At 63.3% G+C, this 24641-nt stretch carries 25 protein-coding genes; 6 read left to right on the top strand and 19 right to left on the bottom strand.

Going from position 1 to position 24641, the window contains the following annotated elements; all coding sequences use genetic code 11:
- Positions 1 to 198: 198 nt before the first annotated feature.
- The 3 genes from AC56QP_RS31095 to AC56QP_RS31085 all read right to left on the bottom strand — a co-directional run bounded on the left by AC56QP_RS31095 (position 199) and on the right by AC56QP_RS31085 (position 3359).
- Positions 199 to 795: a LysE family translocator gene (locus AC56QP_RS31095; protein ID WP_489862019.1), complete on the bottom strand. Its 597-nt coding sequence runs from the start codon at positions 793 to 795 to the stop codon at positions 199 to 201.
- A 123-nt stretch (positions 796 to 918) separates the two neighbouring features.
- Positions 919 to 1491, bottom strand: coding sequence for an acetolactate synthase small subunit (gene ilvN, locus AC56QP_RS31090; RefSeq protein WP_091580555.1), 573 nt, complete (start codon positions 1489 to 1491; stop codon positions 919 to 921).
- Positions 1492 to 1577: 86 nt separating this feature from the next.
- A complete protein-coding gene (locus tag AC56QP_RS31085) occupies positions 1578 to 3359 on the bottom strand; it encodes an acetolactate synthase 3 large subunit (protein WP_489862020.1) in 1782 nt (593 codons plus the stop codon).
- Between the two features lie 545 nt (positions 3360 to 3904).
- Here AC56QP_RS31085 and AC56QP_RS31080 point away from each other — a divergent pair.
- Complete coding sequence (locus tag AC56QP_RS31080; protein ID WP_489862021.1) at positions 3905 to 5707, top strand: NAD(P)-binding domain-containing protein; 1803 nt, start codon at positions 3905 to 3907, stop codon at positions 5705 to 5707.
- An 80-nt stretch (positions 5708 to 5787) separates the two neighbouring features.
- Here the strand turns inward: AC56QP_RS31080 and tmpB are convergent, their stop codons facing one another.
- A complete protein-coding gene (gene tmpB / locus AC56QP_RS31075; RefSeq protein WP_489862022.1) occupies positions 5788 to 6375 on the bottom strand; it encodes a (R)-1-hydroxy-2-trimethylaminoethylphosphonate oxygenase in 588 nt (195 codons plus the stop codon).
- Positions 6372 to 7523, bottom strand: a complete 1152-nt coding sequence (gene tmpA / locus AC56QP_RS31070; RefSeq protein WP_489862023.1) for a 2-trimethylaminoethylphosphonate dioxygenase — start codon at positions 7521 to 7523, stop codon at positions 6372 to 6374. The genes tmpB and tmpA overlap by 4 nt, the downstream gene beginning before the upstream one ends.
- Positions 7524 to 7644: 121 nt before the next feature.
- On the opposite strand from tmpA, the gene AC56QP_RS31065 reads away from it, so the two are divergent.
- Positions 7645 to 8532, top strand: coding sequence for a LysR family transcriptional regulator (locus tag AC56QP_RS31065; RefSeq protein WP_489862024.1), 888 nt, complete (start codon positions 7645 to 7647; stop codon positions 8530 to 8532).
- A gap of 16 nt (positions 8533 to 8548) precedes the next feature.
- Here the strand turns inward: AC56QP_RS31065 and AC56QP_RS31060 are convergent, their stop codons facing one another.
- From AC56QP_RS31060 to AC56QP_RS31050, 3 genes are read right to left on the bottom strand one after another with little or no spacing between them, the layout of a single operon-like run.
- Positions 8549 to 9079, bottom strand: a complete 531-nt coding sequence (locus tag AC56QP_RS31060; RefSeq protein ID WP_489862025.1) for a GNAT family N-acetyltransferase — start codon at positions 9077 to 9079, stop codon at positions 8549 to 8551.
- A 56-nt stretch (positions 9080 to 9135) separates the two neighbouring features.
- The gene (locus tag AC56QP_RS31055; protein WP_091580539.1) at positions 9136 to 9444 is read right to left on the bottom strand and encodes a hypothetical protein; all 309 of its coding nucleotides are present in this window, start codon (positions 9442 to 9444) and stop codon (positions 9136 to 9138) included.
- A 4-nt stretch (positions 9445 to 9448) separates the two neighbouring features.
- On the bottom strand, positions 9449 to 10012 hold the full coding sequence (locus AC56QP_RS31050; protein ID WP_489862026.1) for a helix-turn-helix domain-containing protein: 564 nt from the start codon (positions 10010 to 10012) through the stop codon (positions 9449 to 9451).
- Between the two features lie 153 nt (positions 10013 to 10165).
- Between AC56QP_RS31050 and AC56QP_RS31045 the strand changes: the two genes are divergently transcribed.
- Positions 10166 to 11998, top strand: a complete 1833-nt coding sequence (locus AC56QP_RS31045; RefSeq protein WP_489862027.1) for an ATP-binding protein — start codon at positions 10166 to 10168, stop codon at positions 11996 to 11998.
- A 240-nt stretch (positions 11999 to 12238) separates the two neighbouring features.
- Here the strand turns inward: AC56QP_RS31045 and AC56QP_RS31040 are convergent, their stop codons facing one another.
- Both AC56QP_RS31040 and miaA read right to left on the bottom strand, forming a co-directional pair.
- Positions 12239 to 13030 (bottom strand): GGDEF domain-containing protein, encoded by a 792-nt coding sequence (locus AC56QP_RS31040; RefSeq protein ID WP_489862028.1) that lies wholly within the window; start codon positions 13028 to 13030, stop codon positions 12239 to 12241.
- A gap of 105 nt (positions 13031 to 13135) precedes the next feature.
- Positions 13136 to 14119 (bottom strand): tRNA (adenosine(37)-N6)-dimethylallyltransferase MiaA, encoded by a 984-nt coding sequence (gene miaA, locus AC56QP_RS31035; RefSeq protein WP_489862029.1) that lies wholly within the window; start codon positions 14117 to 14119, stop codon positions 13136 to 13138.
- Between miaA and serB the strand changes: the two genes are divergently transcribed.
- A complete protein-coding gene (gene serB / locus AC56QP_RS31030; RefSeq protein WP_489862030.1) occupies positions 14118 to 15005 on the top strand; it encodes a phosphoserine phosphatase SerB in 888 nt (295 codons plus the stop codon). The genes miaA and serB overlap by 2 nt on opposite strands.
- The gene (locus tag AC56QP_RS31025; RefSeq protein ID WP_489862031.1) at positions 15002 to 15571 is read left to right on the top strand and encodes a GNAT family N-acetyltransferase; all 570 of its coding nucleotides are present in this window, start codon (positions 15002 to 15004) and stop codon (positions 15569 to 15571) included. Before serB ends, AC56QP_RS31025 begins: the two co-directional genes overlap by 4 nt.
- A gap of 46 nt (positions 15572 to 15617) precedes the next feature.
- Here AC56QP_RS31025 and AC56QP_RS31020 read toward each other — a convergent pair whose 3' ends face one another.
- The 6 genes from AC56QP_RS31020 to AC56QP_RS30995 all read right to left on the bottom strand — a co-directional run bounded on the left by AC56QP_RS31020 (position 15618) and on the right by AC56QP_RS30995 (position 21290).
- The gene (locus AC56QP_RS31020; RefSeq protein WP_489862032.1) at positions 15618 to 17135 is read right to left on the bottom strand and encodes a DegQ family serine endoprotease; all 1518 of its coding nucleotides are present in this window, start codon (positions 17133 to 17135) and stop codon (positions 15618 to 15620) included.
- Between the two features lie 214 nt (positions 17136 to 17349).
- Positions 17350 to 17538, bottom strand: coding sequence for a DUF2065 domain-containing protein (locus AC56QP_RS31015; protein ID WP_489862033.1), 189 nt, complete (start codon positions 17536 to 17538; stop codon positions 17350 to 17352).
- A gap of 6 nt (positions 17539 to 17544) precedes the next feature.
- Complete coding sequence (gene hflC, locus AC56QP_RS31010; RefSeq protein ID WP_489862034.1) at positions 17545 to 18498, bottom strand: protease modulator HflC; 954 nt, start codon at positions 18496 to 18498, stop codon at positions 17545 to 17547.
- Positions 18498 to 19607: an FtsH protease activity modulator HflK gene (gene hflK, locus AC56QP_RS31005; RefSeq protein WP_489862035.1), complete on the bottom strand. Its 1110-nt coding sequence runs from the start codon at positions 19605 to 19607 to the stop codon at positions 18498 to 18500. The genes hflC and hflK overlap by 1 nt, the downstream gene beginning before the upstream one ends.
- Positions 19608 to 19758: 151 nt before the next feature.
- Entirely contained in the window at positions 19759 to 20277 is a 519-nt protein-coding gene (locus tag AC56QP_RS31000; RefSeq protein WP_489862036.1) for a dihydrofolate reductase, read from the bottom strand.
- Positions 20277 to 21290, bottom strand: coding sequence for a DUF4424 domain-containing protein (locus AC56QP_RS30995; RefSeq protein ID WP_489862037.1), 1014 nt, complete (start codon positions 21288 to 21290; stop codon positions 20277 to 20279). The genes AC56QP_RS31000 and AC56QP_RS30995 overlap by 1 nt, the downstream gene beginning before the upstream one ends.
- Positions 21291 to 21432: 142 nt before the next feature.
- Here AC56QP_RS30995 and cobF point away from each other — a divergent pair, with 142 nt between their 5' ends.
- Positions 21433 to 22209, top strand: a complete 777-nt coding sequence (cobF, locus tag AC56QP_RS30990; RefSeq protein WP_489862038.1) for a precorrin-6A synthase (deacetylating) — start codon at positions 21433 to 21435, stop codon at positions 22207 to 22209.
- Between the two features lie 177 nt (positions 22210 to 22386).
- On the opposite strand, the gene AC56QP_RS30985 is transcribed toward cobF, so the two are convergent.
- From AC56QP_RS30985 to modB, 3 genes are all read right to left on the bottom strand, one after another.
- Entirely contained in the window at positions 22387 to 22728 is a 342-nt protein-coding gene (locus tag AC56QP_RS30985; protein ID WP_256751177.1) for a winged helix-turn-helix domain-containing protein, read from the bottom strand.
- An 81-nt stretch (positions 22729 to 22809) separates the two neighbouring features.
- Positions 22810 to 23922: a molybdenum ABC transporter ATP-binding protein gene (gene modC / locus AC56QP_RS30980; RefSeq protein WP_489862039.1), complete on the bottom strand. Its 1113-nt coding sequence runs from the start codon at positions 23920 to 23922 to the stop codon at positions 22810 to 22812.
- The gene (modB, locus tag AC56QP_RS30975) at positions 23919 to 24623 is read right to left on the bottom strand and encodes a molybdate ABC transporter permease subunit (RefSeq protein ID WP_489862040.1); all 705 of its coding nucleotides are present in this window, start codon (positions 24621 to 24623) and stop codon (positions 23919 to 23921) included. The genes modC and modB overlap by 4 nt, the downstream gene beginning before the upstream one ends.
- Positions 24624 to 24641 lie beyond the last annotated feature (18 nt).

Below are 24641 nucleotides of genomic sequence, written 5' to 3'. Positions count from 1 at the left end.
AAAAGGCCCTCTCCATCCGACACGCCGTGGCCTGATGGTCTTATTCTAGCGCAAATCACGGCCTCTTGCCGCCATTTCGCCGAATAGATAGGACATGCCTTGGGCGGAAAAGGGCCAAAACACGGCATTACGAAGATTTAATGTGCACTGCACAATGGCTGTGCATCGGCCTTCATTCCGAACAGGACAGCCCGCGACCTAACGCAACATCGGCCAAAGCGTCGCCGCCAGCAGCACGCCCATGGCGATGTTGAACCACTTGAGCCGCACCGGGTCGGACAGGAAACCGCGCAGCGCTGTGCCGAAGCCCGCCCACACCGAGACGCTCGGCAAATTGACGATGGTGAAGGCGATCGAGATCAGCGCCACCGACAGGAACGGATGCTGCGGATTGGTATAGACGGCCATGGCGGTGATCGCCATTACCCAGGCCTTGGGGTTGACCCACTGGAACGCAGCCGCATCGATGAAGCGCATCGGTTGCCCCTTCGCCTCGCCCTTGCCGGCAAGCGAGCGCGACATGGCGATCTTCCAGGCAAGGTAGAGCAGATAGGCGCCGCCGGCGATCTTGAGTGCGGTATGCAGTGCCGGAAACGCCGTCAGCACCGCGCCAAGGCCAAGCCCGACCGCCACCAGCAGCACCAGGAAACCGATGCTGATGCCGAACATGTGTGGCACGGTCCTGGCGATGCCGAAATTCACCCCCGATGCCAGAAGCATGAGGTTGTTCGGCCCCGGCGTGATCGAGGTCACGAAGGCGTAGACCAGCAAGGCGAGGAATGCGTCAAGCGACATGATACCCTCCCAGATACGTCAGTACTATTGTCTCTTTCCGATGGTCGCACAAAGGCCAGTGGCCGGCCTGTGGCCGAGCCAGAGTTTGGCGCTTGTGGAAGATCTGGATCCGCCTGGCCGGCCCTACATGCCCTGCGGACCACGGTTCAGTGCCGCCACGCCGGTGCGGCAGATTTCAACGAGGCCGAGCGGCTTCATGATTGCGATGAACTGGTCGATCTTGGAGCCCTTGCCGGTGATCTCGAAGATGAAATGCTCGGTGTTGGCGTCGATGACGCTGGCGCGGAACGCGTCGGCCAGCCGCAGCGCCTCAACGCGGGCTTCGCCGGTGCCGGCAACCTTGACCAGCGCCAGCTCCCGCTCCAGCGGCCGCTCCTGGCCGAACTCATGCGAGCGCACGGTGAGATCGACCACGCGGTGCACCGGCACGATGCGCTCGAGCTGATGCTTGATCTGCTCCAGCACATGTGGCGTGCCGCGCGTCACGATGGTGATGCGCGACAGATGCTTCTCGTGCTCGGTCTCGGAGACCGTCAGGCTCTCGATGTTGTAGCCGCGCCCGGAGAACAGGCCGATGACCCGGGCAAGCACGCCCGGCTCGTTGTCGACCAGCACCGAAAGCGTGTGGTTCTCGGGCTTTTCCGTTTCCTTGGCGATGAAATAGGCGGAGCCGGTGGGTTGTAGCTGTGCGTTCATGACATGAATCTCGATTTCAAACTCTTGATCTAGTTCTCTGTTTGCGCACGGCTTTCTCGCGACAGCCCTGCCTCGGCTCGACCGGACTAGACCAGTTCCCTGCCCTTGGCGTCGATGGCGTTGGCCACCGCCTCGTCGGTCGCCTCGTCGGGCAGCAGCATCTCGTTATGCGCCTTGCCAGATGGGATCATCGGGAAGCAGTTGGCGAGCGTCGCCACGCGGCAGTCGAACAACACCGGCTTCCTGACCGAGATCATCTCCTTGATCGCGTCGTCCAGTTCGTCCGGCTTCTCGCAACGAATGCCGTGGCCGCCATAGGCTTCCGCGAGCTTGACGAAATCGGGCATCGCCTCGGTATAGGAATGCGACAGCCGGTTGCCGTGCAGCAGCTGCTGCCACTGCCGCACCATGCCCATATACTGGTTGTTCAGGATGAAGATCTTGATCGGCGCGTCGTGCTGCACGGCAGCGCTCATCTCCTGCATCGTCATCTGCACCGAGGCGTCGCCGGCGATGTCGATGACCAGCGCGTCGGGATGCGCGATCTGCACGCCGAGTGCCGCCGGCAGGCCGTAGCCCATCGTGCCCAGCCCGCCTGACGTCATCCAGCGGTTCGGCTTCTCGAAATGATAGTGCTGCGCGGCCCACATCTGGTGCTGGCCGACCTCGGTGGTGATGTAGGTGTCCATGCCCTTGGTCAGTTCGTAGAGCCGCTGGATGGCATATTGCGGCATGATCACGTCGTTGTTCATCTTGTAGGCGAGCGAGTCGCGCGCGCGCCATTTGGCGATCTGCTCCCACCAGGGATAGAGCGCCTTCTTGTCGGTCTTGGCGGTCGCCCGCCACAGCCGCACCATATCCTCCAGTACCCGGCCGACATCGCCGATGATCGGCACTTCGGTGTGAACGTTCTTGTTGATCGACGATGGGTCGATGTCGATGTGGATCTTCTTCGAGTTCGGCGAGAAGGCGGTCAGCCTGCCGGTGATGCGGTCGTCGAAGCGCGCGCCGATGCAGATCATCACGTCGCAATCATGCATGGCCATGTTGGCTTCATAGGTGCCGTGCATGCCGAGCATGCCCAGCCAGTTCTTGCCCGATGCCGGATAGGCGCCGAGCCCCATCAGCGTCGAGGTGATCGGGAAACCGGTGAGATCGACCAGCTCGCGCAGCAGATGGCTCGCCTCGGGGCCGGAATTGATCACGCCGCCGCCGCTATAGATGATCGGCTTCCTGGCGCTGGCCATCAGCTCGACCGCCGCCTTGATCTTTTCCAGATCGCCCTGGACCTTGGGCTGGTAGCTGGTGCGTGGCGCCATCTGTGGTGGGACGTAGAAGCCCTTGGCAAACTGCACGTCCTTCGGGATGTCGACGACCACCGGACCGGGACGACCGGTCGTCGCGACATGGAAAGCCTCGTGAATGGTCGCGGCGAGCTCGTTGACGTCCTTGACCAGCCAGTTGTGCTTGGTGCAGGGGCGCGTGATGCCGACCGTATCGCATTCCTGGAACGCATCCGAACCGATCAGCGAGGTCGGCACCTGCCCGGTCAGGCAGACCAGCGGGATCGAATCCATCAGCGCGTCCTGCAGCGGCGTCACCGCATTGGTGGCGCCCGGGCCTGAGGTCACCAGCATGACGCCGGCCTTGCCGGTCGAGCGTGCATAACCCTCGGCCGCGTGGCCGGCACCCTGCTCGTGACGCACCAGGATGTGCTCGACCTCGTCCTGCTGGAAGATCTCGTCGTAGATCGGAAGGACGGCGCCGCCCGGATAGCCGAAGACATGCTTGACGCCATTGTCCTTCAGCGCCTGCACCACCATTTCGGCGCCCGTCATTTCGCGCCGCTCACTCTGTCCGTTGCTCATCGGTCTGGTCCCGTACTGTCGCCATTTGGGCGTTGCTGGTCGTTTAGTCGTGTTTCAGGCAATAAAAAAGGCCCCCGAGGGAGCCTGTGTGTGCGCATGGGAGGTTTTCGCCCGGCGGTTACACCGCCTTGCCCACGCGCCTTCCTACGAGAATGAGTACCGTTTTCATGGTGGCGGACACTAAGGGCGGGAAAGGCAACCTGTCAACGGGAAAAAATCGAGCCGGCGGTCGGCGCGCAGCTGCGTTGCCTGGCCCCGGCAAGCGGCCCGCGCCGCTCCCCCGGATTCCGTTCGGTCCCCGCGCCGGTCAGCCCGCTCCCTTGCAGAGGGAAACGTGCGGATCGCATTTGGATATCTTCTTCGCCTGCATCGTTGCCGGCAGAGGGTGAACGGCTCTCCCTCGACTTGTTTTTGGCAAGCCATTGAAATCACTGGAAACTATGGTGGGGCGTGACGAAGGCGGCCATCTCTGCCGATACTGATCGTCCGGCTTGCAAGTCGGGAGGAGCCACCATGACGATTTGGATTTTACGGGAGGAATGCTGATGCTCGACAAGGCCCCAAACAAGAAACTGTCCGACCTGCTCGATCAATTCGGCGCCGCCCTTGCCGCCAACGACATAGACAAAGCCGTCAGCTGCTTTCAGGAGGATTGTTACTGGCGCGACCTCGTCACCTTCACCTGGAATATCAAGACCATGGAGGGCCGCGATCAGGTCCGCGACATGCTGAAAAGCCAGCTGTCGAAGATCAAGCCGTCACATTTTGCCATCGCCAAGGGAGAGGACGCGACAGCAAGCGGCGGGCTGATCGAAGGCTGGATCAGTTTCGAGACCGGGGTGGCGCGCGGCTTTGGCCATATCAGGCTGAAGGACGGCAAGATCTGGACGCTGCTGACCACCATGGTCGAATTGAAAGGCCACGAGGAGCCGGCGGGCTTCGCGCGGCCGATGGGCGCCAAGCATGGTTCGGGCAAGAACCGCCTGACATGGAAGGAGGAACGCGAAAAGGAAGCCGCCGAACTCGGCTTCAAGACGCAGCCCTACACGCTGATCATCGGCGGCGGCCAGGGCGGCATCGCGCTCGGCGCGCGGCTGCGGCAGCTCGGCGTGCCCACCATCATCATCGAGAAGAACGAGAGGGCCGGCGACAGCTGGCGCAAGCGCTACAAGTCGCTCTGCCTGCACGATCCCGTCTGGTACGACCATCTGCCCTATATCGATTTTCCGAAGAACTGGCCGGTCTTCTCGCCGAAGGACAAGATCGGCGACTGGCTGGAAATGTACACCAAGGTCATGGAGCTGAACTACTGGTCATCGACCGAGGCCAAGAGCGCCTCTTATGACGACAAGACGAAGGAGTGGACCGTCGTCGTGCACCGCGACGGCAAGGACATCACGCTGAAGCCGAAGCAGCTGGTGCTGGCCACGGGCATGTCGGGTCGGCCCAATCTGCCCAAGTTCAAGGGCATGGAGAACTTCAAGGGCGAGCAGCACCATTCCTCGAAGCATCCTGGTCCCGATAAATATGTCGGCAAGAAAGTGGTCGTCATCGGTTCGAACAATTCCGCCCACGACATCTGCGCAGCGCTGTGGGAAGCTGGCGTCGACGTCACCATGGTGCAGCGCTCCACCACACACATCGTCAAGTCCGACACGCTGATGGATATCGGCCTTGGCGCGCTTTATTCGGAACAGGCGGTGCAGAACGGCATGACCACGGCCAAGGCCGACCTCATCTTCGCCTCCCTGCCTTACAAGATCCTGCACGAGTTCCAGATCCCGCTCTACGAAAAGATGAAGAAGCGCGATGCCGACTTCTACAAGGGGCTGGAAAAGGCTGGCTTCATGCTCGACTGGGGCGATGACGGTTCGGGCCTGTTCATGAAATATCTCAGGCGCGGCTCCGGCTACTACATCGATATCGGCGCCTCGCAGCTGATCATCGACGGCGCCATCAAGCTGAAGAGCGGCGTCGACGTGAAGGAGATCAAGGAACATTCCATCCTGCTCAGCGACGGCACCGAACTGCCGGCCGATGTCATCGTCTACGCCACCGGCTACGGCTCGATGAATGGCTGGGCGGCGGAGTTGATCTCGCAAGAGGTCGCCGACAAGGTCGGCAAATGCTGGGGCCTCGGCTCGAACACGACCAAGGATCCCGGCCCCTGGGAAGGCGAACAGCGCAACATGTGGAAACCGACGCAGCAGGAGGCGTTGTGGTTCCATGGCGGCAATCTGCACCAGTCACGCCACTATTCGCAGTTCCTGGCGCTGCAATTGAAAGCCCGGCAGGTCGGCCTGCCGACGCCGGTCTACGGGCTGCAGCAGGTCCATCACAAGGGATAGTCGTAGGGCCATCCGGGGAAGCCAAAAGGAAGGGAGGCATGGTCCTGGCCGTGCCTCCCTCTTTGTTCGATCGCGAATGGCTACGCCTTGTCAGCCGCGAACCTGGTCACCACCTGCTGCAGCAGCGGGACATAGTCGCGAAACGTTCGTGTCTTCATGTTGGCGATCTTGCCACTCTCATCCCAGATGCGGACCCGGACCGCTTCCTCGTGGAAGGGATTCTTGCGGAACTCCGCCACCTCCTCGGCGCTCATCGGTCCACCCTGAAGCGACAGCGTGTGGACCGAGGCCGGCGAAAGCTTGCCGAAATAGGTCGGGTCGGTGGCGCAGAGATAGCGCTTGGCCGCGACATGCAGCCTGACGCATTCGACGATGACGGGCGGAAAGAACGGCGCCAGCACCTCGCCGCCGGCCTCGTCATGGTGCTTGTCCTCGACATCGTCGGGCGAATAGGTGCCGAACTCGCTGGTATAGTGGCCGATGTCGTGCAGCAGGGCCGCCGCCACCAGCTCGTCCGGCGCGCCGTCCTGCTCGGCGAACCACGCGCCCTGCAGCATGTGCTCGGACATGGTGACGGGTTCCCCGAGATAGGATTCCGCGCCCCGGCGTTCAAAGATGTCAGCGATGAATTCGACGATGTTGTCCGCGTTCAAGTCCTGGCCGCTCATTCCGCCGCCTCCTTGAACCCGTGTTCGATCGCCGCCAGCGTCGACAGCAGGCCGTCCTTGTCGGCATAGCAACCCTGGAGCCAGCGCTTGCCGGTGCCGGAAAACGCCTTGCGCGCATGCATGACGCGCGTGTTGTCGACAATGAAGGCCTGGCCAGCTTCGAGCTTGAACGTGACTTCGAAGGAGGGATCCTCGATCAGTTCGGCGAACCGGCGATAGGCGGCGTAGTAGGCGTCCATGTCGGCGAACGGCACGTCGACCGTTGGCGCCAGCGAACGGTTGTTGAAGCGGATGCAGATCAGCTCGCCATCGGGCCCGAGTTCGATCATCGGCCGTTTCGCCTGAAGTCGCACGCCCGACGAGCCGGCATATTCGAAGCGTGCCGGCCATGAACTCAGGAGCCGGAAGCCTTCGGGGTTTTCGGCCTGCAGCGCGGCCGCGACGGCAAAACCGTCGACGACGCTCGACTCGCCACCCTCCACCGTATTCTCGATGCAGGACAGGATCTGCAGCGTCGGCACCGGATCGCGATAGGGATTGTCGGTGTGCGCCTGGAGGCCGAGATTGGTGTAGGCGAGATTGCTCGGATTGACCTCGGCGCGCACTTCGAACCAGCGGCCGTAATTGGTTTCCCTGATATAGCCGAACAGGTCCGACACTTTGCACAGGGCCCCGGACTCGGCCGGCAAGCCATCCATCACGGCAAAGCCATAGGCTCGCACCGCCGACAGCCACTGCCGCAGGACGTCGCGGTCGCGGCTGGCGATTGCATAGTCGGCGCGCGGCACGGAACCCTGCATCGCCGCCCCGGTCCAACGCTTGATCCCGACATCCGTCCAGCCGAGTTGGCGCGCCTCGCCACGATCATAGGCGTTGGCGCTCAGCCATGCGGCCGGAAAGCGGACCGTCTTCTGCTCGGGCACGAAGCTGATCTCGAGGGCGCTTCCCTTGATCAGTGCGGCACTGATCCGCGTCGCGGCCGGAATGTCGAGGATGGTGATGAGCCGCTGACCGTTGCCAGCGCTGCGCGTCTTGTCGTCCAGCGCGTTGTCGCGCAGCCACATCGCATGAAAGCGGGTGCGCGTCCCGTCCTTCCAGCCAAGTTCGATTGTTCTGCCTTCGTCGCCGATCAGCGCGTGGGTAAGCATCGAAATCCGTTCCTGTCCTCTACGCCTCCGCGGCCCGATCCGCAGGGTTTCGGTTGCATGTTGACGGCGCGAAAGGCATAACTCAAATTATCATTTTTTGGCCAATGACCACACTCAGCTAATGGCTCGAAGAACCATCCCGTCCTTGCCTCCCCTCGACTGGCTCCGCAGTTTCGAGGCCGCGGCGCGGCTGTCGAATTTCACCGCGGCGGCAGCCGAGCTTGGCCTGACCCAGGCGGCCGTCAGCCAGCATATCCGGCTTCTCGAGGAGCGGCTGAAGACCCGGCTGTTCTTGCGGCTGGCGCGCGGCGTCGCGCTGGCGCCGGAGGGCGCGGCCTACTTGCCGCACATCCAGTCAGCCTTCGCCACCATCGGCAACAGCACCGCGGAACTCTTCGAGCCGCGCGCCGTCCAGACGGTCTCCATCCGGGCGCCGATCTCCTTTGCCTTGCTGATGCTGGTTCCGGCGCTGCCCGATCTTGCGAAGGCGCTGCCGCGCATCCAGCTCGACCTGGTGACGATCCATCGCCCTATGGACTACGACTTGCCGGGCTCGGTGCTCGACATCCGTTTCGGCAATGGATCCTTTCCCGCCCGCGAAGCCGACAGGCTGACCGCCGAGCGGCTGGTGCCGGTGGTGGCTCCGCCCCTGGCCGGCGGTGCCGACTGGACATCCCTGCCGTTGCTTCTGGTCGCCGGCGCGCGCGAGATGTGGGCGGAATGGTTCGCGTCCGCGGGCTTGGCCGGCCATCCCAGGCGATCGCACCGCTTCGACAGTTTCGTCGCCGCCATGGAAGCGGCGAGAGCCGGCGCCGGCGTGCTGCTGGGCTCGCGACCGCTCATTGATGCGACGCTCGACAGCAAGGCGCTGGTCAGGCTTTCCGATTTCGAACTTTCCAGCACCTCGGGGCATTTTCTGACCAGGGCGACGACCGCGCGCCTGACCAGCGCCGAGCAGGATTTCCGCGACTGGCTGCTGTCGCGCCTCTCGGGTGCGGCGCCGACGTGACCGGGACCGACCTGAGTTACGGGGATGGCGTGCCGATACGCTTCCAGTAGATCAGCGTACCAGTCAGCCCGCCATGCGGCTTGAAAGCATAGTCCGGTATTTCGCCGGCCAGCGTGAAACCGAGTTTTTCGTAGAGGCCTGAAGCGCCCTCCTCCGTCGCCGTATCCAAAACCAGCAGCGTGCGCCCCTTCTCAACGGCAAGGCTTTCGGCGGCGCGCATCAGGTGCGTTCCCACGCCCCTGCCCCGATGATCGATGCGTGTCATCAGCTTGGCGATCTCGGCCCGATGCGGCTGGTTGGGCGGGCAGTCGAGCAGCAGGGTCACGGTGCCGACCAGAACCTCGCCGTCCCAGGCGCCAAGCACGGCTCTTTCCCCTCTTGCCGCCGCAGCCAGCGACTTCTCCCAGAATGCGCTTGCCGCTTCCGGCGCCAGCGGATGCATGAAGCTCACCGAACCGCCGGCGGCAACCGTTTCGATCAGCAGATCGGCCAGCCTATCCCGCGTTTCCATCGTCGCGGCCAGGGCTTTGATTTCGAGGAAACTCATCCGTGCGTTCTGTAATCTGTAATTGCAGTGAAATGGTCGATGCGAACTGACCGCCGTCAATCGAGATGGCGGGCGCGGCGGCGCTTGCGTGCCGCCTTGATCGCTGCAATGCGTTCGGTGTCTTCTTCCCGAAGGTGCCGCCCCCGCTCCAGAATCTCGAGCGTGTACTCCTCATAGGTCAGGCCCAGCCGTTCGGCCTTGTCCATGCGCAGCAGCATGACCTCGCGGCTCGGCGCCTTCCACGCCTTGGCGTGGGCGGCCTGCCAGGCAAGGAAGATGTAGGGATCACCCTTGCCCCATGGCGGCCCCTTGTACTCGTCGAGAGGCGGCCCCCCATTGTGGGAGCGTTTTGGTCGTCTCGCCATGATGTCAGCCCCTGACCAGCGCGACGAGATAGTCGGCGCCCGGCCCCAAGGCATGGAAGGTGCAGTCCGCCGGCGCACCAAGCGCCAAGCAGTCGCCAGGCTCAAGCCTGTGCACCACATCGCCTTCGACGAATTCGAGCCGCCCTGAGATCAGCCATATCTGTTGCTTGATGAAGGCATAGGAAGCGGCGGGGAAACTGACCTTGGCGCCCGCCGGCAGTTGCACCCTGACCAGTTCGAGCGGCATGTCGCAAGATGGCGACAGATGCCGCCTGACATAGCCGGTATCGGGATCGCGCCACACCGGTTGATCGCTCTCGCGCAGCAACCCACCGCCTTGCAATTCGGCCCGCGCGATGAGGGTCGACAGCGTCATGCCAAACGCCGACGCGATCCGTACCAGAAGGACCGCCGTCGGGCTGGTCTTGCCGCGCTCGATCGTGCTCAGCATCGCTTTCGACACACCAGACCGCTCCGCAAGCTCGGCCAGCGACCAGTCTCGAATGACCCTCTCGGCGTGAATCCTCCTGCCGATGGTCGAGGAAATATCGTTCGCTATATCATCCATACGTTCATTATAGCGAAATATCGAGACTGGAGAAGAGCCGTCTCGCGACAATTTGCACGGACCGCTTAATCCTCTCTACACCATCCGACCTCATCCCGCCTTAACCCCAGTCCTGTAGGGTCGATGCTTCAGGGAAATGGGATTGGCCTGTCCATGTTTGTCGAACGCGAAGCTTCCGGCGGAGAACCGACATCGCAGGAGCGCCGCAACGCAGAGCAGAACGACAGGCGCGTCCTGGGCAATGTCGTGCAATGCGACGGCGCGCGCGCCACCATCAGCGCCTATGCGGACGATATCGACGGCGCGGTGACCGGCCTGTGGACGGTCGGCAAGATGATTTCCATCAATCTCGGATCCACGCGAACCGTCGGCCTGGTCTACGGGATCGGCAAGTCGGATCGCGCCTGGAGCAACGAGGGCCAGAACCCGATCGAGGTCAGCATCGAGCTGATCGGCGAAGTGCGTGACGGAGCTGACCCGAACGCCAAGCCGATCTTCGATCGCGGCATCACCACCTATCCGCATATCGGCGCCATCGCCCACCGCATCCGCACCCGTGACCTGCAGGCGGTTTATGATCTCGCCGGGCGTCACTCCATCACCATCGGCACGCTCTCGCAGGACGAGTCGATCGCCGCCAACATCGCCATCGACGATACGCTGGCGCGCCACTTCGCCATTGTCGGCACCACCGGCGTCGGCAAATCCACCGCCGTCTCGCTGCTGCTGCGCAAGTCGATCGCGGCGCGGCCCGACCTGCGCATCCTGATCCTCGATCCGCACAACGAGTTCGCGGCGTCGCTGCCCGAATATTGCGTCAGGGTCGATTCCAAGACGCTCGATCTTCCGTTCTGGATGTTCCGGCTGGAGGAATTCGCCGAGGTGCTTTTCCGCGGGCGCGAGACCGTGCCGGAAGAAATCGACGCCTTGCGCGACCTCATTCCGGCCGCCAAGAATCTGTACCGCAACCCGAATTCGGGCACCTATCTGCGGCGCGGCAGCGATGCGCTGACCGCCGATACGCCGGTGCCTTACCGCATCGCCGACCTCATCAAGCAGATCGATGAGCGTATGGGCATGCTCGAAAGCAAGAACGATCGCCCGACACTCAAATCGCTGAAGACGCGCATCGAATCGGCGGCCGCCGATCCGCGTTACCGTTTCATGTTCAACTCGCGCCTGATCGAGGACACCATCCACGAGACGATCGGCAACATCTTCCGCGTGCCGCATCACGGCCGCCCGGTGACCTGCTTCGAGATGGCCGGCATGCCGTCCGAAGTGGTCAATTCTGTCTGTTCGGTGCTGGCGCGCCTGGCCTTCGACCTCGCATTGTGGAGCGAGGGCAAGCTGCAACTTCTGTTGCTGTGCGAAGAAGCGCATCGCTATATGCCGGCCGACGCCCGCCTCGGCTTCGCGCCCACCAGGCACGCGCTGTCGCGCATCGCCAAGGAAGGCCGCAAGTATGGCTGCTATCTCGGCGTCGTCACCCAGCGCCCGGGCGAGCTCGATCCGACCATTCTGTCGCAATGCTCGACCTTCTTTGCCATGCGGCTTGCCAACGAGCAGGACCAGGCGATCATCCGCTCGGCAATTGCCGACTCCTCGGCATCGACTCTTGCCTTCCTGTCGTCCATGGGCCAGCGCGAAGCCATTGCCTTTGGCGAAGGCGTGGCGACGACCATGCGGCTGAAGTTCGAAAAACTGCCCGCGGAATTGATCCCGGGCACGACCAAGCGCGAAGACGCCACGTCGTCGAGAACCGGCGATGATGTCGATCTGGTGACGATCGTCGAGCGGCTGCGCAACGTGCCGAAACCGCAGCAGCAGGCGATGGCCTTCGCCGAAGTCGTCGACTCGGGCCGCCAGGCCGGCGACCCGGACTACCGCAAGCCGCCGGCGACGCGCGTACCATCGGACGACGATTTCGACATGCGCTACGGCCTCAAGCCAGCGACCTTCGGCCTGCGCCCGCAGAACGATTGAGCCGGCAGGCCGATCCTGCAGTCTTTTTTGGCGTTCTGCTGACCGGTTGAGAAGCCGCGTCAAGCATCCAAGGTCTGCTTCGTTGGCCCGCTTGGATAAATCCCGAAAGGGAATTCATCAGGCCGGATTGAATGACGTGGCTTTCGAGAAGCCGGAGCGGAGCGGACACCTAGTCCGTGAGCACCGGAAGTCGAGAAAGCCGCGTCAGGCAACCGGCCTCATGAATTCTTCTTCGGGATTTTAGGCGCAGACGCGGTTGCGGCCTTGCCTCTTCGCCTCATAGAGCTGGCGGTCGGCGCGGCGGTAAAACTCCTCCGCTGTTTCCTTGCGGTCCCAGACGGCAAGCCCGACGCTGGTGGTGATCTTGAGGCGGACATTGCCGGAGAGCACCGACATGTTGGCGATCGCCTTGCGGATACGCTCGGCAAACTTGCCCAGAAGTGCGGCGTCCATATTGGGTGTGACCACGGCGAACTCCTCGCCGCCCAACCGCGCCACCACGTCGTGATAGCGCGTCATGTCCTTGAGGCAATTGGCGACGGCCCTGAGCACCTCGTCGCCGACATCATGGCCATGGGTGTCGTTGACCTGCTTGAAATGGTCAAGGTCGAGGATCATCAGCCCGACGGGCTTTTCGATGCGCCTGAACTCCTCGAGATATTCCTTCAGCGCATCGTCGAAATAGCGCCGGTTCTGCATTCCGGTCAGGCCATCGGTCAGGGCGGCGTGCTCGAGTGTTTCCGAACGGGCGCTGAGCGAAACCGTCATGGCGCGCAGCTTGCCTTCTTCCGTCGCCTGTTTTCGGATCAGCGGATAGATGAAGAAGATGCCGAAAAACAACGCCGTGGCCAGGAGCACGCCCGTCGCGAACAAGAGCTTGTTGAGGTAGATGATCTTCTCTTGGCCGGAAGCCGTATGCAGCTCCGTGGCGAAGGCTTGCAAAAGCCCATAGGCATGCAGCGTCACCAGACCGGCGGCCAGGATCACGAAAATAAAGACGAAAAATGCTGATTCCGCCTTGTGGAAACGCATCTGCTCCCCGTTGGAAAAATGCCCACTGACCTTATGGCATGGCGGGCCTTACGGAGGGTTAATTTGGACAACCGCAACGGGAATCTTTCGTTGCAGGTCAACTTTTCAGGTTGTAGCGGAGACAAGCTGTCGGATCGTGGTTTCCAGATCATCACCGGGACGCAATCTGTGCCATTCCGGCCCCAGTTGATTCCTGAACCAGGTCGCTTGCCGCTTGGCATATTGCCGGGTCGCGATCTTGGCGAGTTCGATCGCCTCGGAAAACCCGACCTCTCCCGCCATCGCCGCTTGTAGTTCGCGGACGCCGATCGCCTTCATCGCCGGCAAGTCTGGATTGAGGTTGAGCGCCACAAGTTCCTTGACCTCATCCAGCGCGCCCATGTCCAGCATCTTGTCGAAGCGCGCTTCGATACGGCGGACCAAAGCTGCCCGATCCGGCTCGATCACGAAGAAACGCGCGCTCTCCCTGTCGATGAGCGGCCAGCCGCGTTGCGCTTGCCATTCCAGGATCGATCGGCCCGACGCGTCGAGCACCTCCAGCGCCCGCACGATGCGTTGGCTGTCGGTCGGCTTGAGCGTCATGGCCGCCGCCGAATCCTCGCGCAGCAGCAGGCTGTGCAGCTTGCCGGCGCCCTGCTCCTTCAACTCGTAGCGCCAGCGGTCACGGATCCGCTGCGGAATGTCGGGGATTTCCGAAATGCCCTCGGCAAGCGCGCGAAAGTAGAGCCCGGTGCCACCGACGAAAATCACTGGCCGTGCCGAGAGCGTGCCGTCCGGCCGCGCGGAGAGCGTGCCGTCGTCGATCAGCTTCATCACGTCGCGCAGCCAGGCGCCGGTGGAATAGGCGGTGGCCGGGTGGACGTGCCCGTAGAGGAAATGCGGGGCGCGGGCCAGGTCGGCTGCCCCTGGCCGGGCCGTCAGCACGTCGAGTACTGAATAGCCCTGCATGGAATCGGTATTGACGATGACGCCGCCCTTGCGCTCGGCCAGATCGAGCGCGAAAGCCGACTTGCCGCTCGCGGTCGGCCCGGCTATCAGGATCGCGTTCTTCACGCGGCCCTCGCCCGCCTGTCCGTCGGAATGTTCCATGCCGCTCGTCGCCACGCTTGTTTCCCGTCCCGCCGACCGCGCTCTGTCGCTGTCGCTTGCGAATATGGCGTCACGGTCGGTCGGCGCAAGCGCTGTTGTCTGGCTGGCCGAAGCGATTGCCTGCGATCTTGTCCTGCCGAGCCAAGCCGACGCCGCCGATGCGACAGCCGCCTTGCGCGCCGCACTTGCCGGCGAACCGGTCGACGTGATCGTCCAGCAGGCTGAAACGCGCCGCAAGAAGATCCTCATCGCCGACATGGATTCAACCATGATCGACCAGGAATGCATCGACGAATTGGCCGACGAGATCGGCGTCAAGGATCGTGTTGCCACTATTACCGCGCGTTCGATGAACGGCGAGATCGCTTTCGAACCGGCCTTGCGCGAGCGCGTGGCGCTGCTGAAAGGTCTCGACGCCGCCGTGGTCGACCGCATCGTCGCCAATCGCCTGACTTTGGCCTCCGGTGGTCGCGCCTTGGTTCAGACCATGCGGGCCAATGGCGCCTGCACGGCGCTCGTGTCCGGCGGGTTCGAGGTCTTCACCACACGCATCGCGGCCATGCTTGGCTTCCAGGAGAATCGTGCCAACCGCCTGCTTGAGCAGGACGGCCGCTTTACCGGACTGGTCGGCGAACCAATCCTCGGCCGTGCCGCCAAGGCCGACGCATTGATCGAAATTTCAGCGCGCCTCGGCCTGACCCCCGCTGACGCCATCGCGGTTGGCGACGGCGCCAATGATCTCGACATGATCCGCCTGGCCGGGACGGGTGTCGCGCTTCATGCCAAGCCGACCGTGGCGGCGCAGGCAAAGGTTCGCATCGACCATGGCGACCTGACCGCGTTGCTCTATTTGCAGGGCTACAGGCAGGAAGAGTTTGCGCAATGAAAACAATGCGTACCGAGCGCCTGATCCTGCGGAACTGGGAGGATCGCGACCGCGAGCTGTTCCACCGGATCAATTCCGACGAGCGGGTGATGGAGTTCTTCCCGTTCCGCCGCGACCGCGTCCAGGCGGATGCCAAGATGGACGAGTTGCGAGGCGTGATCGACCGCGACGGCTTCGGCTTTGCGGCGGCCGAGATCGCCGCCACCGGCCAATGCATCGGCTTTGTCGGCCTCACGCGAACCGATCATCTGCCGTTCCTGCCGGCCGGCACCGTCGAGATCGGCTGGCGGCTGGCGCCCGAATTCTGGGGCAAGGGCTATGTCACCGAAGCCTCGGAAGCCTGGCTGGCCTTCGGCTTTGAGACACTCGGCCTTGGTGAGATCGTCTCCTTTGCCGTCGAGAACAACCGGCGCTCCACTGCCGTCATGGAACGCCTCGGCATGACCGCCGACCCATCGGCGGACTTCGATCAACCCGGCATTCCCGACAGCCACGCCGCGCTCAGGCGGCACGTCTTCTACAGGCTCCGGCGCGCCGACTGGGAACAAAAAAGAGCGGCTCGCTAGCCGCCCTTTTTCTTTCAGATCAGAGTGTTGCCGGATTTTCCGGACGTCAATCCATCCGGATCGTCACGAACCTCAACTCGCCGGTCTTGGACGCCAACATCAAAAGTGCGTTCTTGCGCCCCTGTTCCTTCAGTGCGCCGATCCGGTCCATGACGTCCTTGGGCGTGGCGACCGATTCCTGCGCGATCTCGGTGATCACCTCGCCGGGCTGAATGCCCCGTTCGGCAGCGGCCGAGTCCTTGGTGACGTCGGTGATGACGACGCCGGAAACATCGGCGGCGATGCTGAACTTCTTGCGTGTCTCGTCGTTGAGTTCGCCGACCGTCATGCCGAGCACCGAAGCGGTCGAAACGGCCGGAGCCTTGTCACCCTTGTCCTGGTCGGTGTTGCCACCCTCTTCGCCGCTGGTGAGCTTCTCGCCATCCTCGAGCCGGCCGAGCGTCACCTTCACCGTCTGCTCGACGCCCTTGCGCACGATCAGCACATCGACCGCCTTGCCGACCGGGCTTTCGGCGACGACACGCGGCAGGTCGCGCATTTCATGGATGTCCTTGCCGTCGAATTTGAGGATGACGTCGCCCGCCTGGATGGTGCCATTGTCGACCGGACCGCCCTTGATGACGCCGGCGACCAGCGCGCCCTTGGCGGTCGCCATGCCGAGGCTCTCGGCGATGTCGTCCGTCACTGGCTGGATGCGCACGCCGAGCCAGCCGCGCCGCGTCTCGCCGAACTGACGCAACTGATCGACGACGCCCGAGGCGAGTTGCGAGGGAATGGAGAAACCGATGCCGATCGAGCCTCCGGACGGTGAAATGATCGCGGTGTTGATGCCGATGACCTCGCCCGCGCTGTTGAACAGCGGACCACCGGAATTGCCGCGGTTGATCGCGGCATCGGTCTGGATGAAGTCGTCATAGGGGCCGGAATTGATGTCACGGTTGCGTGCCGAGACGATGCCGACCGTCACCGTGCCGCCAAGGCCGAACGGGTTGCCGATCGCCATCACCCAGTCGCCAACACGCATCTTGGTGGAATCGCCGAACTTCACCGCGGTCAGCTTGTGGCCCTTCGGGTCGACCTTCAGCACCGCGACATCGGTCTTGGTGTCGGTGCCGACCAGCGTCGCCTTCAAGGTGATGCCATCGGAGAAATTGACTTCGATGTCATCGGCGTCGGCGATAACGTGGTTGTTGGTGACGACGATGCCTTGCTCTGCGTCGATGACGAAGCCGGATCCCAGCGACTGCACCTTCTGCGCGCCATTGTCCTTGTCGCCGCCACGGTTCTTGAAGAAATCGTCGAAGAAATCCTGGAAGGGCGAGCCTTCCGGCAGCTGCGGCATCGGCACCGCGCCCGGACCTTCCGTGCCCTTGACCGTCTGCGAGGTCGAGATGTTGACCACCGCGCCGAGCAGGCCTTGCGCCAGATCGGCGACCGAAGCAGGCCCGTCAGCAGCAATTGTCGGCGTCACGAAGGACGGGACAGCGACGGCGCCGACGAGAAGCGCCGCGGCGCTGGCGATGAACGTCCGCCGAGCCACGCGCAAAAGGGTATTGGATGTCATCGAGAAGCCTCCCGGTATTTCTGAAAGAGAAACGCGCTTCGACGAAAACGTCGCGTCGCGCCATGTTGGCAAAAAATACGGCACGTTTGCGGCTATGACCACCGGCAGAGGATAAATCATCCGTTGTCCCAAGGATCGAGGCTCGTATCCCAGGGATCGAGGCTCGTATCCCAGGGATCTAAGCTCGTATCCCGAAAACCGAAGCTGGCCGCCTTCATCCGCCTCGCACCAGCCAGACGATGCCGACCCCAATGGCGACCGCTGCAAGCCCCGCGATCCGCAACGCGTTCTCGGGCATCGATAGCACTTCGGTGGCCAACTTCCTGGCGAGGCCGGGAAAGCCGCCATAGACCAGACCTTCTATCACGAGGACGAGGCCCATGGCGGCGAAAAAATCCTGCACCGGCCGTTACTGGCCGGTGCTGGGCTGTGCCGCCGGCGCGGCAGGTGCCGTCGGTGGCGAAGCCGGCGTCGCCGGCCCCTCCTTGCCGTCGGGATCGCGGAAGAAGCGGAAGAACTCCGAATTCGGCGACAGCACCATTGTCGTCCCGGTGTTGTCCAGCGCCGTGCCATAGGCATTCATCGACCGGTAGAAGTCGAAGAAGGCCGGGTCGCGTTTGTAAGCATCGGCGAAGGTGGCGCTGCGCTGGGCTTCGCCCTCGCCGCGCAGGATTTCGGATTCCTTCTGCGCTTCGGCAACGATCTCGACCACTTCACGATCGGCACGGGCCGTGATGCGCTGTGCCGCTTCGTTGCCGCGAGCCCGCAGCCGAGCGGCTTCTGCCAGGCGTTCCGCCTTCATGCGGTCGTAGGTCTGCTGCGAGACCTCAGCCGTAAGATCCGTGCGACGGATACGGACATCCTCGATCTGCAGGCCGAGCGACGTGGCGTCTGGCCTAAGCTGATCGCGGACTTCGCGCATCATGACGGCACGTTGTTCGGAGAGCGCGGCCTCGAAGTCGCGCAGACCGTAGACGCGGCGCAAGGCAGCGTCGAGACGTGTCCTCAGCCGCGCTTCGGCCAGTTCGATCTGGCCGGACACGGCGGCGCGGAAGACACGCGGATCCGAGATGCGATAGGCGATGAAGGCATCGACCTCATAGAACTTGCCGCCCGACACCTGAACGCGGATGTTGTCCAGGTCGAAGCGCAGCACCCTGTTCTCGATCAGCTGCACCGTATCGGCGTCGAAGAAGGAGAACGGGGCCTTGAAGTAGATGCCGGGCTCGCTCTTGACGTCGACGATTTCGCCGAACCTCAGCACCAGCGCCTGCTGGCGTGCATTGACCACGAACACCGAGGAATAGATCAGGAACAGGATGACCGCCGCGATGACGACGAAGATGGGAAGACGGTTGGCCATCACTGGGTACCTCCCGTGTTCGCGGAAGGCGCGGCCGGTGCCGGCGGTTTCGCCTGCAATGCCGGCAGCGGCAGGTAGGGAACGACACCTTGTCCGTTGCCCTGTTCGACGATCACCTTGCTCGAGTCCTTCAGAACCTTCTCCATGGTTTCAAGATAGAGGCGCTTGCGGGTGACATCCGGCGCCTTGGCATATTCGTCATAGACGGAGATGAAGCGCTGGGCCTCACCTTCGGCTTCCTGCACAACCCGGTTCTTATAGGCGGCCGCGTCCTCGCGGACCTGTGCGGCCTCGCCGCGTGCCTGGCCGAGCTTCTGGTTGGAATACTGGTTGGCCTGCTCGACGAACTTGTCCTCGTCCTGCTCGGCGCGCTGCACCTCGTCGAACGCGTCGGCCACTTCGCGTGGCGGTGCCGCGTCCTCGATCGAGACGGCGTTGACGTTGAGGCCGGCCTTGTAGCCGTCCAGCGTCGTCTGGATGATTTCGCGAACCGAAGCCGCGATGCCCTGGCGGTCATCGCGGAAGATGTCCTGCGCCGGCCGGCGGCCGACGGCTTCGCGCATGGCGCTTTCGGCAACCTGCCGCAGCATACCGTCGGGATCGGATACGTCGAACAGATAGGCCCTGGGGTCGGAGACCTGATAGGCCACCGAGAACTGGACGTTGACGATGTTCTGGTCGCCCGAAAGCATCAGGCCGTTGCCGCTGGTGTTGCCACCGCCAATGTCGACGAGCTGCTCGGAAATCTTGGCCGTCTCAACGGTCTCAAGCGGCCACCAATGGAAATGCAGGCCGGGCTGCGACAGCTCCGGCTTCGGCTTGCCGAAGCGCAGTTCAACCGCGACTTCGTCTGGTTGCACGGTATAAACCGCCTGGAACGCCCACAGCACGACAAGGGCTGCCGCGATCAACCCGAACACGGCCGGGCTGGCGCCGCCACCGCCCGGCAGAGCGCGCCGCAGCCGATCCTGGCCGCGACGGATGATATCTTCGAGATCGGGAGGCGAGCCCTGCGGACCGCTCGGTCCCTTTGGTCCCTGCCCCCAGGGTCCCTGATTGTTGCCGCCGCCCCATGGGCCGCCGCCGCCGCTTTTGTCGTTCCAGGGCATGAATGTCCTTTCGCTTGGAATTCCCTCAAGCGCCGGTATTGCGGCGCAAAAATCCAGTGTTGTTCTTCTATAGGGACGCCACGAGGCGCTTTCAACGCGATGCGTTGCCGACTTCGTCCGATTTGGTCCGGTCGCGACCCTTTGTCTTCCTTCAATGCACGTCGCGGCGTCGCTCGTAAACCGAATAGCGCGTGGCGTGGCTGTCCTTCTCCCCGGCCGGAACCTCCTGTGAACTGACGACGCGCCAGGAATTCGGATCGATCGGCGGGAAATGCGCATCGCCGTCGACCGTGGCCAGCACGTGGGTGACATGCAGCCGATCGGCCAGCGGCAGCGCCTGGGCGTAAATCTCGCCGCCGCCGACGATGCAGACCTCGTCCACCCCAGCCATGCAGCGTCCGCGCACTGTCGCCAGCTGGATCGCGGCTTCGAGCGTATGGGCGACCTCGATACCGTCGGCACGCCAGGTCTTGTCTCGGGTGACGACGATGTTCAGCCTGCCCGGCAGCGGCCGGCCAATCCCTTCATAGGTCTTGCGGCCCATGATGATGGGCTTGCCCATGGTGTCGGCCTTGAACCGCTTGAGATCGGTGGACAAGCGCCAGGGCAGCCCGCCGTCCCGTCCGATGACGCCGTTCTCGGCGATGGCGACATAGATCGCGACATGCATCAGTTCGCGCCCCCGCCATTGTCCGACGGATCGAGGATCAGGATGTCGATGTCGTGCTCGGGATAGAAATCGTCCGCGGTCATCTCGAAGGTCGTCGGCCCGATCTTCTTGACATTGTCGCCGCAGAACGAAACCAGGGCCTTCGGATTGCCTTTGTCGACGGTGAGCTTGAACTTGCCGATGCTGCCCGCCGCCCAGTTGCCCCCAGTGGTCAGGATATAGGCGATCCGGCTTTCATAATATTTCGGATAGCCGTCGGGATTGTCCTTGGCAGCCTTGCGCACCGCATTCTCGAACGTGCCGTCCATGCAGTAGCGGGACTTGTAGGCGGTATACTGCCCCTGGAACTGGCCATCATAGAAGAAGCTGACCGATGAGGTGCCGCCGACGCTCGGCTTGTAGCGGTGGGAGACGTGAACGTCCTTGTTGGCCGGAAAGGTCGAGCGCCACCAATAGGTCGAGCGCAATTGCCAGAACGGCACATAGGTGGATTTCATGCCGCTGCCGTCGTCGGCAGTGTCCTCGATGATGATGCCCCGGTTGACCCAGTCGTCGGCCACCGCCTGCGGCAGCTTCGCCAGTGCCGCCTTGGCCGCGTCGCCGAACGGGTTGAAGGGCACATTCTGCGCCTTCAGGTCGGCGCCGATGTCGATGCCGAGCGCGAACACCTTCTGCTCAAGCTGCGGCTTTGCCGCGACGCCGTCGATCGTCACCTCGAAGCCGAGGAAGTTGTCGCTCTGGTTTTCAGGGATCGCCGGAATCTCTTCGGGGTCGCCCGAGATGTCGGGCATCGGGAAGGCGACGATCGCGTCGACATCCTTGTCGGTGTTGTTGTGGAAGACGTAGTCGACCGTCACCTTTTCCGGCGAGATGTAGAGGTTCTCGCTCTGCATCGCCACGGCATCGCTGCGCGACAGGATCAGGCCGCCAGTGCCGAGCTCCGCGATCGAATCATTGGCAAGCGCGGGTGCGGCGCACAGTATCAGCGCGGCAATCAGGACGTGTCGGAACATGGAAGCCCCCTCGGCGACAATATCGGCACGACCCTAGCGGTTTCAATGTGACGTTTCAAAGCCCTTCAACACGCACCTCAACGCTTGCCCACATGCCGCGCTTGTCTGGACACCGACGTTCCGATCGGGCAGGAGTCCGCGCATGCGCAAGCTTCTCGTCATCGGCATCGGCGCCGGCAATCCCGACCACATTACCGTGCAGGCCATATCAGGCCTGAACCGTGCCGACGTGCTGTTCATCCCCGACAAGGGCGAGAAGAAGAACGATCTTGCCGAACTGCGACGCCAGATCTGCGACCGCTTCGTCACCAACCCGAAAATACGCCGCGTCGAATTCGACGTGCCGGTGCGCGCCGAGCCGGCGCCCTCCTACCGTTCGACGGTCGACGACTGGCACGAAGCGATCGCCGCCATCTATGAGAGCCTGATCCGCGACGAGATTGCGGAGGACGGCTGCGGTGCCTTCCTGATCTGGGGTGATCCTTCGCTGTACGACAGCGCGCTGCGTATCCTCGAGCGCGTACGCCTGCGAGGCAATGTCGTCTTCGAGCTTGAAGTGATACCCGGCATCACCGCTGTCCAGGCGCTTGCCGCCAGCCACAAAATGGCGCTGAACCGCATTGGCGATTCCATCCTGATCACCACCGGCCGCAGGCTTACCGAGGAGGGTTTGGCTGGAAATGCCGGCAGTACAGTCGTCATGCTGGATGGCAAATGCGCCTTCAACACGCTGGATGACAAGGATGTCGTCATCCATTGGGGCGCCTATCTCGGCACGCCTGACGAGATCATCATCTCCGGCCGCGTGGGCGATGTCGGCGCGAGGATCGAACAAAGCCGCGAGGAAGCCCGCCGGCAAAAGGGCTGGATCATGGACACCTATCTGCTGCGCAAACCAGGCGAGCCGGAAGACAATTAGTCTAGTCCCTCTGTTTGCCGATCGCAGGGATCGGCTCGAACTCGCCCTGACGCGGTGAATGGCGTGGATTTCGGGTTCGCCCGAGGCGACGAACGGAGCGGACTTTCAGGCCCGCGGGCACCGGAAACGCTAAAAATCGCGTCATGCATCCGGCGCAGTGGAGTTTGCACAGGCCTTTTACCCAGCGTCGATTTCGGCCTGCAATGCCTCCATATGCGTTGCAGCCGCCGATGCAGCTGCCCGTTCTATGGCCCTGAAACGGCTGACCACCGCCAGGCCGACCGCCGTCAGTTGCGCGCCGCCGCCTTTGCGGCCGCCGGTCTGCGCCGCGACCAGCGGCTTGCCGAACACCCGGTTCATGTCCTCGACCAGGTCCCAGGCGTGCTTGTAGGACATCTCCATGCCGCGCGCTGCGGCCGAGATCGAGCCAAAGGCGGCGATCTGCTCAAGAAGCTCGATCTTGCCCGGTCCGATGCGCCCGTCGGGATCGAGATTTATCCGCAAGCTCAGCGATGGCATTTTTGCTCCTCCGCGGTCACGCGCGACCCCATACTAGAAGCTCCTCTGCAATACCGCTATTCCAAAAAAACATAGCGATGATCATCCATCCGCCTCGGCGGGCAGGCCGGCGCCGGTATTGGCACGATCGAAGCTCACCGTCTTGATCACGGCAAAGACATGTCCCCCGAGCCGCAGCTTCAGCGCATGCCGCGATTGTTCGGTGATGCGGGCCAGCACGGTCGCGCCATTGCAGTCGATGCCGACCTCGACCGTCGGCCCCTCGCCTTGGCTGATCGCAACAATGGTGCCGGGCAGGATGTTGAGCGCGCTGAGGCCCGCCGGCTGTTCGGTGGCGATCATCACGTCGCGGGCGCGGATGCGAATGCGGACCGGCGCTCCCGCCGCAGCCGCCAGCCGCGGCACCCGGATCTCACCGGCGGCCGAGCCGAGCACGGTCATGCCGAAAGTCTCGTCGTGACGCAGCACCCGTGTGTCCAGCACGGCTCCGCCCTCGCCGCGCTCCTCCGCCGGCAACAGGTCGAGCCTTTGCATCACGGCATCGGTCGGTCCGCTGGCGATGACATTGCCTTGCGCCAGCATCACCACGTCGCTGGCCAGCCGCGCCACCTCGGCGACCGAATGGCTGACATAGACGATCGGGATCTTCGTCTCGTCGCGCAGCCGCTCGATATAGGGCAGGATCTCGGCCTTGCGCGCCTCGTCCAGCGAGGCCAGCGGCTCATCCATCAGCAGCAGCCGAGGACTGGCAAGCAGCGCCCGGCCGATGGCCACGCGCTGTCTCTCGCCGCCCGAGAGCTTTGCCGGTCGCCTGTCCAGCAGTGGGCCGATGCCGAGCAGTTCGACCACGGCGCCCATGTCCGCGTAGCGCTCCGCCGCCGGCGTGAACCAGCGACCGTAACGCAGATTGCCAGCCACGCTCATATGCGGAAACAGGCGCGCATCCTGGAACACCATGCCGATGCGGCGCCTGTGCTTAGGCACGAAAATGCCCGCGCCGGTGTCGACCAGCACGCGGCCATCGGCCTCGATGCGACCCTTGCCGGGCCGGATCAGCCCGGCGATCATGTTGATCAGCGTCGTCTTGCCCGATCCCGAGGGTCCGAACAGCGCCGTCAGCCGCCCTGCGCTCTCGAAGCGAACATCGAGGCTGAAGTCGCCTAGGCGATGGCTGATGTCGACGAGGACTGTCATTCTATGTCCCTTCGCCGGCCGACACGCCGCGCCAGCACTTCCGAGGCGACCAGTGCGGCCATCGAGATGACGATGGAAATCAGCGTCAGCCGCAGCGCGCCTTCATCGCCGCCCGGCACCTGCGTGAAGGTGTAGATCGCCGACGGCAAAGTCTGTGTCTCGTTGGGGATGTTGGAAACGAAGGTGATCGTCGCGCCGAACTCGCCCATCGCCTTGGCGAAGGACAGGATGGCGCCGGCGATCAGGCCGGGCAGGATCAGCGGCAGCGTGATGGTGGCGAACACCCACAGCGGGTTGGCGCCGAGCGTTCCGGCCGCCGCCTCCATCCTGCGATCCACCGCCTCGATCGACAGCCGGATTGCCCGCACCATCAGGGGAAAACCCATGACGCCGCAGGCGAGAGCAGCACCTGTCCAGCGAAATGAGAAGACAATGCCGAAATGCTCGGCCAGGAAGGCGCCGGCCGGGCCACGTTTGCCGAAAGTGAGCAGCAGCAGATAGCCGGTGACCACCGGCGGCAGGATCAATGGCAGATGCACCAGCCCATTGAGCAGCGTCTTGCCCCAGAATTTTCCCCGGGCAAGCAGCAGCGCGATCAGTATGCCCGGTGGCAGACTGAAAAGCATTGCCACCGTCGCCACCTTGGTCGATAGCCGGACCGCATTCCATTCCTCGGGAGTTAGGTCCAGCAGCCAGTTCATATTGCGAAATCAGGCCTT

This window comes from Mesorhizobium sp. RCAM 05104, from assembly GCF_059683645.1.
This window is presented reverse-complemented; position numbering and strand designations above follow the sequence as displayed.

Coding starts and splice junctions, on each gene's coding strand:
- AC56QP_RS31080 (WP_489862021.1), top strand. CDS start 3,905: ATGCTCGACAAGGCCCCAAACAAGAAACTGTCCGACCTGCTCGATCAA.
- AC56QP_RS31050 (WP_489862026.1), bottom strand. CDS start 10,012: ATGGATGATATAGCGAACGATATTTCCTCGACCATCGGCAGGAGGATT.
- AC56QP_RS31065 (WP_489862024.1), top strand. CDS start 7,645: ATGGCTCGAAGAACCATCCCGTCCTTGCCTCCCCTCGACTGGCTCCGC.
- AC56QP_RS31060 (WP_489862025.1), bottom strand. CDS start 9,079: ATGAGTTTCCTCGAAATCAAAGCCCTGGCCGCGACGATGGAAACGCGG.
- miaA (WP_489862029.1), bottom strand. CDS start 14,119: ATGGAACATTCCGACGGACAGGCGGGCGAGGGCCGCGTGAAGAACGCG.
- tmpA (WP_489862023.1), bottom strand. CDS start 7,523: ATGCTTACCCACGCGCTGATCGGCGACGAAGGCAGAACAATCGAACTT.
- AC56QP_RS31095 (WP_489862019.1), bottom strand. CDS start 795: ATGTCGCTTGACGCATTCCTCGCCTTGCTGGTCTACGCCTTCGTGACC.
- serB (WP_489862030.1), top strand. CDS start 14,118: ATGCCGCTCGTCGCCACGCTTGTTTCCCGTCCCGCCGACCGCGCTCTG.
- ilvN (WP_091580555.1), bottom strand. CDS start 1,491: ATGAACGCACAGCTACAACCCACCGGCTCCGCCTATTTCATCGCCAAG.
- AC56QP_RS31045 (WP_489862027.1), top strand. CDS start 10,166: ATGTTTGTCGAACGCGAAGCTTCCGGCGGAGAACCGACATCGCAGGAG.
- modB (WP_489862040.1), bottom strand. CDS start 24,623: ATGAACTGGCTGCTGGACCTAACTCCCGAGGAATGGAATGCGGTCCGG.
- AC56QP_RS31040 (WP_489862028.1), bottom strand. CDS start 13,030: ATGCGTTTCCACAAGGCGGAATCAGCATTTTTCGTCTTTATTTTCGTG.
- hflK (WP_489862035.1), bottom strand. CDS start 19,607: ATGCCCTGGAACGACAAAAGCGGCGGCGGCGGCCCATGGGGCGGCGGC.
- AC56QP_RS31055 (WP_091580539.1), bottom strand. CDS start 9,444: ATGGCGAGACGACCAAAACGCTCCCACAATGGGGGGCCGCCTCTCGAC.
- AC56QP_RS31085 (WP_489862020.1), bottom strand. CDS start 3,359: ATGAGCAACGGACAGAGTGAGCGGCGCGAAATGACGGGCGCCGAAATG.
- tmpB (WP_489862022.1), bottom strand. CDS start 6,375: ATGAGCGGCCAGGACTTGAACGCGGACAACATCGTCGAATTCATCGCT.
- AC56QP_RS30995 (WP_489862037.1), bottom strand. CDS start 21,290: ATGTTCCGACACGTCCTGATTGCCGCGCTGATACTGTGCGCCGCACCC.
- modC (WP_489862039.1), bottom strand. CDS start 23,922: ATGACAGTCCTCGTCGACATCAGCCATCGCCTAGGCGACTTCAGCCTC.
- AC56QP_RS30985 (WP_256751177.1), bottom strand. CDS start 22,728: ATGCCATCGCTGAGCTTGCGGATAAATCTCGATCCCGACGGGCGCATC.
- AC56QP_RS31020 (WP_489862032.1), bottom strand. CDS start 17,135: ATGACATCCAATACCCTTTTGCGCGTGGCTCGGCGGACGTTCATCGCC.
- hflC (WP_489862034.1), bottom strand. CDS start 18,498: ATGGCCAACCGTCTTCCCATCTTCGTCGTCATCGCGGCGGTCATCCTG.
- AC56QP_RS31025 (WP_489862031.1), top strand. CDS start 15,002: ATGAAAACAATGCGTACCGAGCGCCTGATCCTGCGGAACTGGGAGGAT.
- cobF (WP_489862038.1), top strand. CDS start 21,433: ATGCGCAAGCTTCTCGTCATCGGCATCGGCGCCGGCAATCCCGACCAC.
- AC56QP_RS31000 (WP_489862036.1), bottom strand. CDS start 20,277: ATGCATGTCGCGATCTATGTCGCCATCGCCGAGAACGGCGTCATCGGA.